14 protein-coding genes are annotated in these 14,638 nt (G+C 70.1%); 8 read left to right on the forward strand and 6 right to left on the reverse strand.

The genetic code is table 11. The features are described from left to right. Nucleotides 1-30 precede the first annotated feature (30 nt). From rodA to AC1D01_RS05725, 3 genes are all read left to right on the forward strand, one after another. Entirely contained in the window at nt 31-1,185 is a 1,155-nt protein-coding gene (gene rodA, locus AC1D01_RS05715; protein WP_477865117.1) for a rod shape-determining protein RodA, read from the forward strand. Between the two features lie 65 nt (nt 1,186-1,250). Beyond that, entirely contained in the window at nt 1,251-2,168 is a 918-nt protein-coding gene (locus AC1D01_RS05720; RefSeq protein WP_477865106.1) for an NAD(P)-dependent oxidoreductase, read from the forward strand. Beyond that, nucleotides 2,165-3,067, forward strand: coding sequence for an AraC family transcriptional regulator (locus tag AC1D01_RS05725; protein ID WP_477865107.1), 903 nt, complete (start codon nt 2,165-2,167; stop codon nt 3,065-3,067). The genes AC1D01_RS05720 and AC1D01_RS05725 overlap by 4 nt, the downstream gene beginning before the upstream one ends. Before the next feature lie 18 nt (nt 3,068-3,085). On the opposite strand, the gene AC1D01_RS05730 is transcribed toward AC1D01_RS05725, so the two are convergent. From AC1D01_RS05730 to AC1D01_RS05745, 4 genes are all read right to left on the reverse strand, one after another. Then, nucleotides 3,086-4,480 carry an MATE family efflux transporter gene (locus AC1D01_RS05730; protein WP_477865108.1) on the reverse strand — a complete coding sequence of 465 codons (1,395 nt, stop codon included), beginning with the start codon at nt 4,478-4,480 and terminating at the stop codon, nt 3,086-3,088. A gap of 76 nt (nt 4,481-4,556) precedes the next feature. Further along, nucleotides 4,557-5,621, reverse strand: a complete 1,065-nt coding sequence (locus tag AC1D01_RS05735) for a patatin-like phospholipase family protein (protein ID WP_477865109.1) — start codon at nt 5,619-5,621, stop codon at nt 4,557-4,559. A 31-nt stretch (nt 5,622-5,652) separates the two neighbouring features. Continuing rightward, on the reverse strand, nt 5,653-7,155 hold the full coding sequence (locus tag AC1D01_RS05740; RefSeq protein ID WP_477865118.1) for a sensor histidine kinase: 1,503 nt from the start codon (nt 7,153-7,155) through the stop codon (nt 5,653-5,655). Nucleotides 7,156-7,193: 38 nt separating this feature from the next. Beyond that, the gene (locus AC1D01_RS05745; RefSeq protein ID WP_047508488.1) at nt 7,194-7,865 is read right to left on the reverse strand and encodes a response regulator; all 672 of its coding nucleotides are present in this window, start codon (nt 7,863-7,865) and stop codon (nt 7,194-7,196) included. Between the two features lie 142 nt (nt 7,866-8,007). Here AC1D01_RS05745 and recA point away from each other — a divergent pair, with 142 nt between their 5' ends. Both recA and recX read left to right on the forward strand, forming a co-directional pair. After that, nucleotides 8,008-9,126, forward strand: coding sequence for a recombinase RecA (gene recA, locus AC1D01_RS05750; protein ID WP_477865110.1), 1,119 nt, complete (start codon nt 8,008-8,010; stop codon nt 9,124-9,126). Nucleotides 9,127-9,149: 23 nt separating this feature from the next. Then, on the forward strand, nt 9,150-9,626 hold the full coding sequence (gene recX / locus AC1D01_RS05755) for a recombination regulator RecX (protein WP_477865111.1): 477 nt from the start codon (nt 9,150-9,152) through the stop codon (nt 9,624-9,626). A gap of 48 nt (nt 9,627-9,674) precedes the next feature. Here recX and AC1D01_RS05760 read toward each other — a convergent pair whose 3' ends face one another. Continuing rightward, on the reverse strand, nt 9,675-9,818 hold the full coding sequence (locus tag AC1D01_RS05760) for a hypothetical protein (RefSeq protein WP_477865112.1): 144 nt from the start codon (nt 9,816-9,818) through the stop codon (nt 9,675-9,677). A gap of 114 nt (nt 9,819-9,932) precedes the next feature. Here AC1D01_RS05760 and sugE point away from each other — a divergent pair, with 114 nt between their 5' ends. Next, on the forward strand, nt 9,933-10,253 hold the full coding sequence (gene sugE / locus AC1D01_RS05765) for a quaternary ammonium compound efflux SMR transporter SugE (RefSeq protein ID WP_477865113.1): 321 nt from the start codon (nt 9,933-9,935) through the stop codon (nt 10,251-10,253). A gap of 13 nt (nt 10,254-10,266) precedes the next feature. On the opposite strand, the gene serA is transcribed toward sugE, so the two are convergent. Then, nucleotides 10,267-11,499 (reverse strand): phosphoglycerate dehydrogenase, encoded by a 1,233-nt coding sequence (gene serA, locus AC1D01_RS05770; protein ID WP_477865114.1) that lies wholly within the window; start codon nt 11,497-11,499, stop codon nt 10,267-10,269. 134 nt (nt 11,500-11,633) lie between these two features. On the opposite strand from serA, the gene AC1D01_RS05775 reads away from it, so the two are divergent. Both AC1D01_RS05775 and AC1D01_RS05780 read left to right on the forward strand, forming a co-directional pair. After that, nucleotides 11,634-13,832: a helicase-related protein gene (locus AC1D01_RS05775; protein ID WP_477865115.1), complete on the forward strand. Its 2,199-nt coding sequence runs from the start codon at nt 11,634-11,636 to the stop codon at nt 13,830-13,832. 73 nt (nt 13,833-13,905) lie between these two features. Then, the coding region (locus tag AC1D01_RS05780; RefSeq protein WP_477865116.1) for a ProQ/FINO family protein at nt 13,906-14,638 on the forward strand (733 nt) is incomplete at its 3' end.

Genomic DNA, 14,638 nt, shown 5'->3' on the forward strand with positions numbered 1-14,638 from the left:
GGCTGCCGCCAGGCCGGCCCGCCGCGCACCATGAGCATCGTCTTCGAGAAGCCCTCGGTCTGGCAGCGGCTGAAGCCGGTCTTCACCGGCTTCGACGCGCCGCTCGTGACCGGCGTGCTGCTGCTCGGCGCGGCCGGCCTGGTGACGATGTACTCGGCCGGCTTCGACAACGGCTCGCGCTTCGTCGACCACGGCCGCAACATGATCCTCGCGCTGATCATCCTGTTCGTCGTCGCGCAGGTGCCGCCGCAGCGGCTGATGCAGCTGGCGGTGCCGTTGTACACGGTGGGCGTGATGCTGTTGATCGCCACCGCGGTGATCGGCGTCACGAAGAAGGGCGCGACGCGCTGGCTGAACGTCGGCATCGTGATCCAGCCGAGCGAGATCATGAAGATCGCGATGCCGCTGATGCTCGCCTGGTGGTTCCAGCGCCGCGAGGGCCAGCTGCGCGTGCTCGACTTCATCGTGGCGCTCGGGCTGCTCGCGGTGCCGGTCGGCATGATCGTCAAGCAGCCCGACCTGGGCACCGCGATCCTGGTGCTGTCGGCCGGGCTGTACGTGATCTTCTTCGCCGGGCTCTCGTGGAAGCTGATCGTGCCGGTGCTGGTGATCGGCGGCGCGGCGATCACCGCGGTGGTGGTGTCCGAGGACCGCATCTGCCAGCCCGACGTGGTGTGGCCGATGATGCGCGACTACCAGAAGAACCGCGTCTGCACGCTGCTCGACCCGACCACCGACCCGCTCGGCAAGGGCTTCCACATCATCCAGGGGATGATCGCGATCGGCTCCGGCGGCATCGAGGGCAAGGGCTTCATGAAGGGCACGCAGACGCACCTCGAGTTCATCCCGGAGCGGACCACCGATTTCATCTTCGCCGCCTTCTCCGAGGAGTTCGGGCTGGTCGGCTGCGTGTCGCTGATCCTCGGCTTCACGTTCCTGATCTTCCGCGGGCTGGTCATCGCGGCCGATGCGCCGACGGTGTTCACCCGGCTGCTGGCCGGCGCGGTGACGCTGAGCTGGTTCACCTACGCGTTCGTCAACATGGGCATGGTCAGCGGCATCCTGCCGGTGGTGGGCGTGCCGCTGCCGTTCATCAGCTACGGCGGCACCGCGATGCTGACGCTCGGGCTCGGGCTCGGGATCCTGATGTCGATCTCGAAGAGCCGGCGGATGATGCAACGCTGAGACGGCGTTGAAGGCGTCCGCAGGCGCTAAGCTGTGCGCCTCGCCGACACCCACGGACGACTTCCATGAGCCTGCAACACCCCGCAGACGCAGTCGGAGCTTCTTCAGCCAGATCCCGCGTCGGCATCGTCGGCGTCGGCAACATGGGCGGCGCGATCGCAGCCCGCCTGCTGTCGCTCGGCTGGCCGGTGGCGGTGCACGACATCGACGACCGCTGCGAGGCGCTGGCGGTGGGCTTCGGCGCGATGGCCTGCGCGACGCCGTCCGGCGTGGCGGCCTCGTGCGAGGTCTTGATCATCGCCGTCGTCGATGCGGTGCAGACCGAGGCGGTGCTGTTCGGCGCCCACGGCGCGGCGCGCGGCCTGGCCCGCGGCAGCACCGTGCTGCTGTGCCCGACCATCGCGCCGGCCGATGTCGAGCGCTTCGCCGCCGGGCTGCACCGGCAGGGCATCGCCTGCATCGACGCGCCGATGTCCGGCGGCCCCGATCGCGCCCGCGCCGGCAGCATGAGCCTGATGCTGGCCGGCCCCGGCGATGCGATCGAACGGCTCGGCGGGCTGCTCGGCGCACTGTCGTCGCGCGTGTTCCGCATCAGCGAGCGGCCGGGCGACGGTGCGCGCACCAAGCTCGTCAACAACCTGCTGGCCGGCATCAACCTGGCCGGCGCGGCCGAGGCGATGGCGCTGGCCGAACGCATGGGGCTGGACGTGGGGCGCACGCTCGACGTGGTCGAGCAGTCGAGCGGCCAGAGCTGGATCGGCAGCGACCGGCTGCACCGCGCGCTGCGCGGCGACTACCTGCCGCGGGCGCACACCCGATTGCTGAACAAGGACACGCACCTGGCGCTCGGCGTGGCGCGCCAGGCGGGCGCGGCCACCACGCTCGGCGAGGCGGCGGCCGCGCTGTTCGCGCGGGCCTGCGAGCGCGGCTTCGCCGGGCTGGACGACGCCAGCGTGTTCGAACTGCTGCGGCAAGCACGTTGACCACCCGACGCCGACCTTCTTCCAAAGCGCCCGACGCACCCGAGGCGCACCTGCGGCGCATGAACCGCGTGCTCGACCACATCGATGCGCACCTGGCCGACGACCTGCGGCTCGAGACGCTGGCCGACGTGGCCGCGTTCTCGCCCTTCCACTTCCACCGCGTGTTCCGCGCCTGGACCGGCGAGACGCTGCTCGACTTCGTGCGCCGGCGCCGGCTCGAGACTGCCGGCGGGCGCCTGCGGCATGCGCCGCGCGACAGCATCACGACGATCGCGTTCGCGGTCGGCTTCGAATCGGGCGAGGCGTTCTCGCGCGCCTTCAAGCTGCACTTCGGCATGACGCCGACCGCCTGGCGGCGCGGCGGGCAGCTGCTGTGGGAGCGGCGCCAGCGCATGGTGCGCACGCGGCCCGCGCCGGCGGGCCCACGCTACACGATCGTGCTCAAGCAGCTGCCCGAGCGCGAGGTACTGTACTGGCGCGCGCAAGGCCGCTACGACACGGTGGTGTCGCCGGCCTGGGTCGCGTTCACGCCGTACATCGCGGCGCTGGGGTTGGCCGGGCAGCTGCGCCTGGGCATGGGGCTGGACGATCCGGACATCGCGCCGGTGTCGCGTTGCCGCTTCGATGCCTGCGTGGTGCTGCCGCCGAACTGGCACGAGCCGATCAGCGGGCCGGTGTCGCGCAAGCGGGTGGCCGGCGGGCTGCACGCGTGCCTGAGCTACGACGGCCCCGGCCCGCTGATGCAGCACGCCTGGCGGCAGTTGCTCAACGACTGGCTGCCGACCTCGGGGTTGTTGGTCGGCGACACGCCGTTCTTCGAGATCTATCCGGTGGGGCAGCCTCTGCCCGCCCAGGGGCCTGTCGTCATCTGCGAGCTGTGCATGCCTGTGCAGAGGTGACCCGGATTGGCATCCGGGCTACGCGGTGGCCAATCCGTGTCTTTGTCGCACCACGCGCCGATGCGTCGCGCGCGCCGACGGCACCCAGCCGTGCCGGTACCAGCGCGCCGCCATCGTCAGCCCGCGCAGCCACTCGTCGGCCGCGTACGCGATCCACACGCCGACCAGCCCGAGCCCGAAGTACACGCCCAGCAGCCAGGCGCCGCCGGCCATCACGAACACCATCGACGCGGCGCCGGCCATCACCGGGAACTTGGCGTCGCCGGTCGCGCGCAGCGCGTTGATCACGACCAGGTTGAAGGTGCGCCCCGGCTCCAGCAGCACCGTGATCCACAGCAGCGTCGTCGCCGCCTGGATGATGTGCGGATCGTGGGTGAAGAGCTGCATCGTCCAGCGGGCCGTCAGCGCGCCGACCAGCGCGAGGCTGGTCGACACCACCAGCCCCCAGCGCAGGCTCTTGCGCACCAGCCGGTGCGCCGCATGCAGCTGGCCGGCACCGATCAGGTGGCCGACCAGGATCTCGCTGGCGAAGCCGATCGCGAGGCCGAACACCAGGATGAAGTACATGATCTGCATCGTGTAGCTGTGCGTCGCGAGCTCGGCCGCGCCCATGCGCGCCACCAGCGCGATCGTCACCAGCAGCGCGAGCCGGTAGGCCACGTTCTCGGCCGCGCCCGGCAGGCCGATGTGCAGCACCGGGCCGAGGCGGCGCCAGCGCATCACCCACCAGTCGCGCGCGGTCGGCACCAGGTCGAGCCGGCGCTGCCACAGCCACAGGTGGAAGGCGATGCCGAACGCACGGCTCAGCGCCATCGCGAGCGCGAAGCCCGGCAGCCCGAGCCCCGGCACCGGCCCGAMGCCGGTCATCAGCGGCGTGCAGATCAGCAGGTGCAGGCTGTGCATCGCCAGCATGTTCATCAGCGTGTCGCGTGCATGCAGGTGCGCCCGCATCACCGACGACATGCTGGCATTGAACGCATCCAGCACCAGTGCGACGGCCAGCACGCGCAGGTAGGGGCCGGCGATCGGCAGCACGTCGGCCGGCGCGTTCAGCAGGGCGAGCAGCGGGTTCGCGCAGGTCGCCACCACCAGCCCGGCACCCAGGCCCAGCCAGGTGCTCGCGCCGAGCGAGGCGCGCGCGGTCTGGTCGGCACCGAGCCGGTTGCCCGCGCCCAGGTTCTGCGTGATCACCACGCTGACGCCCATGCTGATGATGCGGAACAGCAGGAAGAACGAGGCCTGCACGTTGTTCGCGAGCGCGAACGCGCCGGAGGCGCTGTCCGATTGCCGCGATGCGAGCCACAGCCCCGTCAGGCCGACCAGCAGCCCGAGCACCAGCTCGGCCAGCAGCGGCCAGGTGAGCGCGACCAGGCTCGGGCGGGGCAGGGGAGCAGCGTGCGTGGAGGCGGACATGAAGCGATCGGCGCGAAACCGCAATGATCGCCGCAATCGGTTGCGGCGGCTGTCCGATCTTGCTCTGCTCTTTGACTCAGGCGCGCTTGTGCTTCTTCGGTCCGTGCAGGAACTCGCGGTCGACATCGAGCGTCGACTTGACGCCGATGTCGGCCCGGTGCTGCTTCAGCCAGCCCGTCGCCGCCGCGCGCCCGAGCGCGAACAGCTCTTCGAGGAAGGCCCGGTCGGTGTTGAACTTGCTGTTCGCGCCATAGGGGCCGAGCCCGTCGTCGTCGGCCACCATGTGCAGCCGCAGGTCCTTGTAGCGCCCCGGGTCCAGCTTGCCCTCGCGCACCAGCCGCGAGACGAACGAGATCGCGCGCATCTCCGACATCAGGCTCGCGTTGAACGTGATCTCGCTGAGCCGGTCCATGATCTCCTCGCTGCGCGTCGGCGTGCCCTCGCGCACCAGCGGGTTGATGCGCACCAGCAGGATGTCGAGCGCCGCCGTCTGGTAGATCAGCGGGTAGATCGCCGGGTTGCCGGTGTAGCCGCCGTCCCAGTAGGGCTCGCCGTCGATCTGCACCGCCTGGAACAGGAACGGCAGGCAGGCCGATGCGAGCAGCACGTCGACCGTGATGTCGCGGCCGGTGAACACCCGCGCCTGGCCGGTCGTCACGCTGGTGGCGGTGATGAACAGCCGCAGCCCGCTCGCGTGCACCGCATCCTCGTCGACATGGCGGCGCAGCACGTCGCGCAGCGGGTTCAGGTTGAGCGGGTTGAATTCGTACGGGCTGAACGAGCGGAAGAACGTGCTCATCCACTGGTAGCCGGGCAGCTTGTCGAGCTTGAAGTTGTCGTTCAGCGCATGCGCCTGGCCGGCCGAGAACGGCGAGAAGATCGAGCCGGAGCGGCTCACGTCGCGCCAGAACTCGGCGAGCGCCTCGCGGGCACCCTCGCGGCCGCCCTTGCGGAAGCCGCTCGCCATCACCGCGGCGTTCAACGCGCCGGCGCTGGTGCCCGAGACGCCGCTGAAGTGCAGCCCGTCGTCCTCGAGCAGCCGGTCGAGCACGCCCCAGGTGAACGCGCCGTGTGAGCCGCCACCCTGCAGCGCCAGGTCAAGGCCGAGCGAAGCGGGAGCGTGTGTTTCGTGTACTGCCATCGGGATATACCTCGGGTTAACCCGGGGCAGTCTAAGTCGGATGGGATTCGCCGGTGTTTCCGTCGGTCACCGTGCCGGTGCCGGCGCCCACCGGGAAGCGCACCGTGAAGCGCGCGCCCGGCCCGAACGCCACGCCGCCCTGGTCGCTCAAGCCCGGGCGGTGCCGCAGGTTGGCGTCTTCCAGCGTGATCTCGGCATCGTGCTGCTGCGCGATCTCGCGCACGATCGCGAGGCCCAGGCCGGAGCCGTCGACATTGGTGCCCAGCGAGCGGTAGAACGGCTGGAACACCTTGTCGCGCTCGGCCGCCGGGATGCCGGGGCCGGAATCCTCCACCTGCACCACCACCACCTGGCCGAACGGGTCGTCGACCGCCCGCACCGTGACCGTGCCGCCTTCGGGCGTGTACTGCAGCGCGTTGTCGACCAGGTTGCGGATCAGCTCGCGCAGCAGCACCGGCTGGCCGGCGATCGACAGGCCGGCCTGGCCCTTGGCCGCACCGCTGTCCGGTCCCTCGTAGCCCAGGTCGATGCGCTTCTCCAGCGCGCGCGGCACGAAATCGCGCACCGCCTCGGCGGCCAGCCGCGCCAGGTTGACTGGCTGCCGCTGCAGCGCCTGCGAGGCGTCCTCGGCGCGCGCCATCGCGAGCAGCTGGTTGACCATGCGCGCCGCACGCTGGCTGGCACGGGCGATCTGCTGCAGCGACTTCTTCAGCGCCTGCGGATCGCGCTCGCCGGCGTCGATCTCGCGCTGCGCCAGCTCGGCCTGCGTGCGCAGCCCGGCCAGCGGCGTCTTCAGCTGGTGCGCCGCGTCGGCGAGAAAGTGCTTCTGCGTGCCGATGCTGCGGTCGAGCCGGGTCAGCAGGTCGTTGATGGCGCGCACCAGCGGCGACACCTCCTCGGGCGCGTCGCGCTCGTCGATCGGGCTCAGGTCGTGGCTCTCGCGGCGGCGGATGCGCTGCTGCAGCTCGTTCAGCGGTGCGATGCCGCGCGCCAGCGCCAGCCACACCAGCAGCACCGCGAGCGGCAGGATCACGAACTGCGGCAGCATCACGCCCTTGATGATCTCGGTGGCCAGGCGCGAGCGCTTGCCCAGCGTCTCGGCCACCTGCACGATCGGCGGCTCGATGCCGCCCGCCACACCGCCCGGCAGGCCGATGCGCACATAGGCGATGCGCACCGGCTCGCGGTTGATCTCGTCGTCGCGGAAGCGCACCACGCCGGGCGCGGCGCGCTCCTCGTCGTTGGGCATCGGCAGCGCCCGCTCGCCGCTCAGGTACTGGCCGTCGAGGCCGAGCACCTGGTAGTACAGGGTGTCGGTCTCGTCGGTGTGCAGCAGCTCGGCAGCGCTCGCCGGCAGCGCGAAGCTGGCCGACGGCAGCRTGCCGCCGCCGGCATCCTGCACCGTGACCTGCTGCGACAGCACGCGGGCCATCTCGCCGAGCTGGCGGTCGAACGGCTTGTTGGCGATGCCCTGCGCGACCAGCCAGGTCAGCACGACGCTCATCGGCCACAGCAGCAGCAGCGGCGCGAGCATCCAGTCGAGGATCTCGCCGAACAGGGACCGTTGCTCTTTCAAGCCGCGATCTTCTCCAGGCAGTAGCCGAGGCCGCGCACGGTGGCGATGCGCACCGGGCCCTGCTCGATCTTCTTGCGCAGCCGGTGGATGTAGACCTCGATCGCGTTGTTGCTGACCTCCTCGCCCCATTCGCACAACCGCTCGACCAGCTGGTCCTTGCTGACCAGCCGGCCGGCGCGCTGCAGCAGCACCTCGAGCAGGCTCAGCTCGCGCGCCGACAGCTCGACCATCTGGTCGTTCAGGTAGGCGACGCGGCCGGTCGCGTCGAAGGTCAGCGGGCCGTGGCGGATCACGCTCGACGCGGTGCCCAGGCCGCGCCGCGTCAGCGCACGCACGCGGGCCTCGAGCTCCTGCAGCGAGAACGGCTTGGCCATGTAGTCATCGGCCCCCAGGTCGAGGCCCTGCACGCGCTGCTCGACGCTGTCGGCCGCGGTCAGGATCAGCACCGGCACCGCCGAGCCGCGGGCGCGCAGCTTGCGCAGCACCTCCAGCCCGTGCAGCTTCGGCAGGCCCAGGTCGAGGATCAGCAGGTCGAACTCATGGGCCGACAAGGCGGCGTCGGCCTCGGTGCCGCTCGCGACATGGTCGACGGCATAGCCGCCGTTGCGCAGCGAGCGCAGCAGCCCGTCGGCCAACACCTGGTCGTCTTCGGCGATCAACACGCGCATGGCTGCCTCCTGTGCGGCTCGTCACCCGGCCGCTGCGGGATTGTAGGGAGTGGCCCCGCAGGGATTCGAGATCCGGCACGAGAAAAGACTGTACAAACATCCAGCCTTTGCCATAATCCGCGCAACTCTAGGAGATCGCCCCATGGATGCCCCCGTCAAAGCCGCCACCCTCAACACCGAAAAGGCCAAGGCCCTGCAAGCTGCGCTGGCGCAGATCGAAAAGCAGTTCGGCAAGGGCTCGATCATGCGGCTCGGCGAAGGCGAGGTGATCGAAGACATCGAGGTCGTCTCCACCGGTTCGCTGGGCCTCGATGCCGCGCTGGGCGTCGGTGGCCTGCCGCGCGGACGGGTGGTCGAGATCTACGGCCCCGAATCGTCGGGCAAGACCACGCTGACGCTGCAGGTCATTTCTGAAATGCAGAAGCTCGGCGGCACCTGCGCCTTCATCGACGCCGAGCACGCGCTCGATACCGCCTACGCCCAGAAGCTGGGCGTCAACCTGCAGGAGCTGCTGATCAGCCAGCCCGACACCGGCGAGCAGGCGCTCGAGATCGTCGACGCGCTGGTGCGCTCCGGCTCGGTCGACCTGGTGGTGATCGACTCGGTCGCAGCACTCACGCCGAAGGCCGAAATCGAAGGCGAGATGGGCGATTCGCTGCCCGGCCTGCAGGCCCGCCTGATGAGCCAGGCGCTGCGCAAGCTCACCGGCACCATCAAGAAGACCAACACGATGGTCATCTTCATCAACCAGATCCGCATGAAGATCGGCGTGATGTTCGGCAGCCCCGAAACCACCACCGGCGGCAATGCGCTGAAGTTCTACGCCTCGGTGCGGCTCGACATCCGCCGCATCGGCAGCATCAAGAAGGGCGAAGAAGTCATCGGCAACGAGACCAAGGTCAAGGTCGTCAAGAACAAGGTGTCGCCGCCCTTCAAGACCGCCGAGTTCGACATCCTCTACGGCCAGGGCATCAGCCGCGAAGGCGAGGTGATCGACATGGGCGTCGAGGCCAAGGTGCTCGAGAAGTCCGGTGCCTGGTACGCCTACAACGGCGAGAAGATCGGCCAGGGCAAGGACAACGCCCGCGAATTCCTGCGCGAGAACCCCGACCTGTCGGTCGAGATCGAGAACAAGGTGCGCGAGGCGATGGGCATCCCGTTGCTGCCGACCGCCGGCGGTGCCGCGCAGGCGGCTGAGGCCGGTGAGGCCAAGCCGGCCAAGAAGGCGCCCAAGGAGCCGAAGGAAGCCCGCGGCGAATAAGTCTGCCGGCGAGCGGCTTGGCGATGCGGCAGCGGCTCTCGCTGCGCGGGCGCGGCGTGCAGCTGCTGTCGCAGCGCGAGCACAGCCGGCAGGAGCTGCGGCGCAAGCTGCTGCAGCACCTGCGTGCTGACGATGCGCCGCTGCCGGACGATGCCGACCAGCAGGTCGACGACGTGCTGGCCTGGCTGCAGGACAAGGGCTACTTCAGCGAGCAGCGCTTCGTCGAGAGCCGGGTGCATGTGCGCGAATCGCGCTACGGCAACCTGCGCATCCGCCAGGAGCTGGCGCAGCACGGCGTCACGCTGGACGCCGACCAGGCGCAGCGCCTGAAAGAAACCGAGCTGGCACGTGCCCACGAGGTGTGGGTGCGCAAGTTCGGGGCCGCGGCCAGCGATCCGGCCGGCCGCGCGAAGCAGCAGCGGTTTCTCGCGGGCCGGGGTTTCTCGGCCGAGGTGATCCGCCGCGTGGTGAAGGGCGACGTGGACGAAGCCGCCTGGTGAGAACAGGCCTCGGCGGCCGTCGTCGCCCCCACGCCGTTCAGAACGCGATCAGGCGGCTGCCTTCTTGCCGGCCGGCTTTGCGGTGCTTGCCGCTTGCACGACAGCCTCACGCGCCAGGCGCGCCTGTTTCTTCGCGTCCTTCGCACGCTTTTGCTTCTCACGGCGGATTCCGCGGTCCTTGTCGGCGCTCATGCCAATCTCCAATGGGTTGAAAGAGCCGAGGTTTTACCACCTCCGGCGGATCGCCCTGCAAGGCGGCGCCCAGGCTGGTACAACCCAGGGCTTCCCCACTGACGAGGATTCGCGATGAACTGGGTGATCCTGGTGGCCGCCGGCCTGTTCGAGATCGGCTGGGCGATCGGCCTGAAGTACACCGAGGGTTTCACACGCCTGTGGCCGAGCATCGGCACCGTGGCGGCGATGGTCATCAGCGTGTGCCTGCTCGGCTACGCGATGAAGTCGCTGCCGGTCGGCACGGCCTACGCGGTGTGGGTCGGCGTCGGCGCGGTCGGCACCGCGATCCTCGGCATCGTGCTGTTCGGCGAGCCGGCCTCCGCGGCGAGGCTGGCCAGCCTCGCGCTGATCGTGGCCGGCATCGTCGGGCTGAAGCTCGCGAGCCCGGCGTGAGCCCGGGCGCCGCTCAATACAGCAACCGGCACCGGATCGTGTCCGGCAGCGACGCCAGGTCGGCCAGCGCCGCCTCCGGCGCCGCGGTGTCGACGTCGATCACGACGTAGCCCACCTCGTCGCGCGTGCTCAGGTACTGCGCCGCGACATTGATGCCGGCCTTCGACAGCCGCTCGTTCACGCGCGCGATCACGCCCGGCACGTTGCGGTGGATGTGCAGCAATCGGCTGCGCCCGGTGTGCTCGGGCAGCGCCACCTCGGGGAAATTGACCGCCGACGTCGTCGAGCCGTTGTTGCTGTAGCGCACCAGCTTGGCCGCCACTTCCTTGCCGATGTTGGCCTGCGCCTCCAGCGTCGAGCCGCCGATGTGCGGCGTCAGGATCACGTTGTCCATGCCGACCAGCGGCGATTCGAAGCGCGCGTCGTTGCCCTGCGGTTCCTCGGGGAACACGTCGATCGCCGCGCCGAGCAGGTGGCCGTCGCGCAGCGCCTCGGCCAGCGCATCGATGTCGACCACCGTGCCGCGCGAGGCATTGATCAGGTGCGCGCCGCGCTTCATCGCGCGGATCTGCGCGCGCCCGATCAGGCCCTTGGTCGACGGCAGCTCCGGCAGGTGCAGCGTGACCACGTCCGACGTGCCCAGCACCTCGTCGAGGCTGTCCATCGCACGGGCATTGCCGAGCGGCAGCTTGGCCTCGATGTCGTGGAACACCACGGCCATGCCGAGCTGCTCGGCCAGCACGCCGATCTGCGTGCCGATGTGGCCGTAGCCGACGATGCCCAGCGTCTTGCCGCGCACTTCGAACGAGTTCTCGGCGCTCTTGGTCCAGCCGTTGCGGTGCAGGATCGCGTTCTTCGCCGGGATGCCGCGCATCAGCATGATGACCTCGGCCAGCACCAGCTCGGCCACGCTGCGGGTGTTCGAGAACGGCGCGTTGAAGACCGGCACGCCCAGGTCCATTGCGGCGCGCAGGTCGACCTGGTTGGTGCCGATGCAGAAGCAGCCGACCGCGGCGAGCTTGGGCGCGGCCTTCAGCACCTCGGCCGTCAGCTGGGTGCGCGAGCGGATGCCGAGGAAGTGCGCATCGGCGATCGCATCGTGCAGCGCAGCGCCGGCCAGCGCCTTCGCGTGCGTGGCGACCTGCGTGTAGCCGTCGCGCTTCAGCACGTCGACGGCCGAGGCATGGATGCCCTCGAGCAACACGAACTTGAGCTTGTCCTTCGGGACCGAGAGTCTGTGATTCATGGCCCGATTGTTGAATAGCCGAATCGGCCCCGTTCGGCGCAAGGGCATGCACCGGTTAGAGTCCTGGGGCTTTCCTGTCGTCGTACGTGCGCTAGTCCGTGCTGTATCCCCTGTCCGTGAGTGCCTCCCCCACCGTGAATCTTCCCAACCCGCGCCATGCGGCGCGCGTGCCTGCGCACGTCTCGCCCGAGCAGCTCGCTCGCATCCGCCAGGCCGCCTACGCGCTGCCGCAGGTGGTCAAGCCCGCCGACTATTTCGACGAGCACGCCTCGGGGCTGGACGAGCGCCTCGACAAGCTCGGCCTCGTGCTGCTGCAGAAGGCGGTGGCCGGCGCCCGGCCGAGCCGCTGGATCGCGCCCGACGTGATGGACGCGGCGCTGCAGCACCTCGACGCCGTCGGCAACGGCCCCGAGGTGCGCACCGTGATGCTGGACCGCACGGCCGCGCTCGATGCGTTGGGCATCGTGCGCGAATCCGGCCGCTGGACGCGCCTGATCAGCCAGCCGCTGCAGCTGGCCGAGGTGAACTGGCGCGTGCCGGTGATGTTCCGCATCCCGATCGCATCGGAGCCGGTGTGGGCGTTCTTCCGCGATGGCGACAAGGCCGCTTTGCTGGCCGCGCTCGGCCCCATCCAACCCTGGCCGCATGCCGGCGAGGTGCAGGCCGCGCTCGAGGCGCTGGTGCAGCGCAGCCGCGCGCACAACCCGCGCCACCTCGACATGCTGCTGCCGCGCCTGCTGGCCGAATGCGCAACACCGCAGCCGGTGGCCGACCTGCGGGCCGCCTGCGTGCGTGCCCAGGAGCGCTGGGAACACCAGGTGGCCGAGCTCGACACGCTGGCCGGCCTGAACAGCGAACTCGCGTTCCAGGGCTACCCCGACACCTTCGTGAAGGCGCGCCGCCTGCAGCGCAACGTGACGCTCTACGTCGGCCCGCCCAACAGCGGCAAGACCTACGCCGCGTTCGAGCAGCTGGCGCAGGCGCACGACGGCGCCTACCTGGCGCCGCTGCGCCTGCTGGCGCTCGAGGGCCGCGACCGGCTGGTCGGCCGCGGCGTGGCCTGCTCGCTGCTGACCGGTGAGGAGAACGTGCCGGCCGAAGGCGCCGGGCTGGTGTCGAGCACCATCGAGATGGTGAGCACCAACAAGGTGGTCGATGTCGCGGTGATCGACGAAGCCCAGATGATCTTCGACCCGTACCGCGGCTGGGCGTGGACGCAGGCGATCGTCGCGGTGCCGGCCAGCGAGGTGATCATCATCTGCTCGGCCTATGCGGTGCCGGCGATCGAGAACCTGCTGGGCCTGTGCGGCGAGCGCTGCAGCGTGCGGCACTTCGAGCGCAAGCAGCATGTGCAGCTGATCGAGGCACCGGTGCCGATCGGCGCGCTGACCAAGGGCGATGCGGTGGTGGCGTTCAGCCGGCGCGACGTGCTGACGCTGCGCGACCAGATCGCCGCCGGCGGCCACCCGGTGTCGGTGATCTACGGCGCGCTGCCGCCCGAGGTGCGGCGGCGCGAGGCCGAGCGCTTCGCGCTGGGCGAATCGCATGTGCTGGTCGCCACCGACGCGATCGGCATGGGGCTGAACCTGCCGATCCGCCGCGTGCTGTTCAGCACGATGAGCAAGTTCGACGGCCAGGGCGACCGGCCGCTCGACGAATCCGAGGTGCACCAGATCGGTGGCCGCGCCGGCCGCTTCGGCATGCACGAAGAGGGCTTCGTCGGCGTGCTGAAAGAGGCCGAGCCGCAGGCCTTGCGCATGCTGAAGGAGCGCCTGCCGCGCACGCCGCGGGCGCCACGCGACTTCAAGGCGCCGGTGGCGCCGAACGGCTGGCACGTCGACACCATCGCCTCGCGCCTGCGCAAGACGCAGCTGCGCGAGGTGCTGGGCGTCTTCATGGACCAGCTGAAGCTCGACAACGCACACTTCGCGGTGGCCGAGCTGGAGCAGATGCTGGAGCTGGCCGAGCAGCTCGACCGCAGCGCCGCGAAGCTCACGCTGAAGGAGCGTTTCATCTACGCGCAGGCGCCGGTGGACACGCGCACCGTCTCGCAGGTGCAGGAGTTCCTCGACTGGAGCAGCAGCCATGCGCTGACCGGCCGCGCCGGCTCGCCGTGGTTCCTGCAGGACGTGGACGGCCACAGCCGGCTCGACCGCATGGAGCAGGCGCTGCGCTCGTGCACGCTGTGGCTGTGGCTGGACCTGCGCTTCCCCGGCGTCTACGGCAAGGTCGACGAGGTGACCGCGCTGCGCAGCCAGCTGAACGACGGCATCGAGCGCCAGCTGAAGGGCAAGCGGCCGCTCGCGCAGGTGCGCCACCGCACGCGGCGCTGAGCGGTCGCACCCTGACACACCGACTTTGCCGCTCGGCGGCACAATCCCCTCCTTTCCCGCTTGTCGCTTCCCCATGAGTTCAACGCCTCCTTCACCGGCCACGCCCGCCACCGAACTGCCTGTCGACGACACGCTCGCTGGTGACGCGCCTGCGGCCGACACGCCTGTCGAGGCCGCCCTTGCAGCGACGACCGAGGTGCCGGCCGAGGTGGCCGCTGATGTGGCCGCTGATGTGGCCGCTGATGTGGCCGCCGATGTGGCCGCCGATGCGCCCTCGAAGGCGCCCGCCAAAGCGCCGGGCATGAGCCCCGCGGCCTGCGCGCAGGAGCTGCGCCAGCGCTTCCCGGCGCTGTTCGACGGCCCGCCGAAGCCGCTGAAGCTGCGCACCCACGTCGACATCGAGGCACGCGCGCCGGGGGTGTTCAGCAAGCAGGTGCTGACGGCGTTCTTCCGCCGCTACACCGGCAGCACCTCGTACCTGCTGTCGGTGGCGCGCGGCCGCCAGCGCTTCGACCTGGACGGCAAGCCCGGCGGCGAGATCAGCGACGAGCACCGCCAGATCGCCGTCGACGAGCTGACGCGGCGAGGCGTCAGCCTGCAGTCGCGCCGCGAGCTCGAAGACCAGCAGCGCCGCAACCGGGCCGGGCTGCTGTTCGACTACGAACGCACCACGCTGACGCGCGCGAACTTCTGCGTGCTGAAGCAGGTGGCCGAGGAAGAGCTCGACGGCCTGCTCGAGATCGCCCGCGCCGAAGCGGCACAGCAAGCCCAGCAACAGCCGCGGCGCCCGCCGCCCGATGCGCGCC

It is taken from the genome of Rhizobacter sp. P3_B12 (genome assembly GCF_056402895.1).

What these genes read in the sequence shown, in the direction of transcription:
- AC1D01_RS05760 (WP_477865112.1), bottom strand. Translation starts at nt 9,818, where the DNA reads ATGAGCGCCGACAAGGACCGCGGAATCCGCCGTGAGAAGCAAAAGCGT.
- AC1D01_RS05720 (WP_477865106.1), top strand. Translation starts at nt 1,251, where the DNA reads ATGAGCCTGCAACACCCCGCAGACGCAGTCGGAGCTTCTTCAGCCAGA.
- AC1D01_RS05735 (WP_477865109.1), bottom strand. Translation starts at nt 5,621, where the DNA reads ATGGCAGTACACGAAACACACGCTCCCGCTTCGCTCGGCCTTGACCTG.
- recX (WP_477865111.1), top strand. Translation starts at nt 9,150, where the DNA reads ATGCGGCAGCGGCTCTCGCTGCGCGGGCGCGGCGTGCAGCTGCTGTCG.
- recA (WP_477865110.1), top strand. Translation starts at nt 8,008, where the DNA reads ATGGATGCCCCCGTCAAAGCCGCCACCCTCAACACCGAAAAGGCCAAG.
- serA (WP_477865114.1), bottom strand. Translation starts at nt 11,499, where the DNA reads ATGAATCACAGACTCTCGGTCCCGAAGGACAAGCTCAAGTTCGTGTTG.
- rodA (WP_477865117.1), top strand. Translation starts at nt 31, where the DNA reads ATGAGCATCGTCTTCGAGAAGCCCTCGGTCTGGCAGCGGCTGAAGCCG.
- AC1D01_RS05745 (WP_047508488.1), bottom strand. Translation starts at nt 7,865, where the DNA reads ATGCGCGTGTTGATCGCCGAAGACGACCAGGTGTTGGCCGACGGGCTG.
- sugE (WP_477865113.1), top strand. Translation starts at nt 9,933, where the DNA reads ATGAACTGGGTGATCCTGGTGGCCGCCGGCCTGTTCGAGATCGGCTGG.